1 protein-coding gene is annotated in these 589 nt (G+C 74.4%); it reads left to right on the top strand.

Features of this window, described 5'->3' with window-relative positions; translation table 11 throughout:
* A partial coding sequence (locus AC1D1T_RS32940; RefSeq protein ID WP_477993572.1) for a tetratricopeptide repeat protein occupies window positions 1-589 on the top strand: 589 nt, incomplete at both ends.

Here is a 589-nt window from a genome sequence, read left to right as displayed (position 1 = left end):
GGCCAGGCGCGCGCGCTGCTGCCGCGGGCGCCGCGCCTGCGCGCCAGCCTGCTCGGCTGCGAGGGCGACCTGCGCGAGCTGGCCGGCGACAGCGTGCAGGCGATGGCCTTGTTCGAGCAGTCGGTCGCGGTCGCCGAGCAGATGCACGACGACGAGCAGCGCGCCGACGGCCTGTACCACCGCGGCTACCTGCGCGGCGTGCGCGGCGAGTTCGCCAACGGCCTGTTCGACCTGCGCCTGGCCAACCAGCTGTACGAGCGGCTGGGCATGCCGCAACAGGCGCTGACCTCGCTGAACGCGATCGCGATCCTCTACAACCGCATGGGCGACTACAGCCAGGCGCGCTACTACTTCGAGGCGGCGCTGCGGGCGCAGCAGGCCGCCGGGCTGCGCCGCGAGCAGGCCGTCACGCAGCACAACCTCGGCCGGGCGCTCGAGAACCTGAAGGACTGGGACGCCGCGCAGCACGCCTTCGAGTCGGTGCTGGCGCTGAGTCGCGAGCTCGGCTATCCGCGCGGCGAGGCCTACGCGCTGCGCGGGCTGGCCAGCGTGCGCAACGCGCGCGGCGATGCGGTGGGCGCGCTCGCCC

This window comes from Rhizobacter sp. P2_H3, from assembly GCF_056403355.1.
The sequence above is the reverse complement of the archived record's forward strand: the minus strand, read 5'-3'. Positions and strand labels throughout refer to the sequence as shown.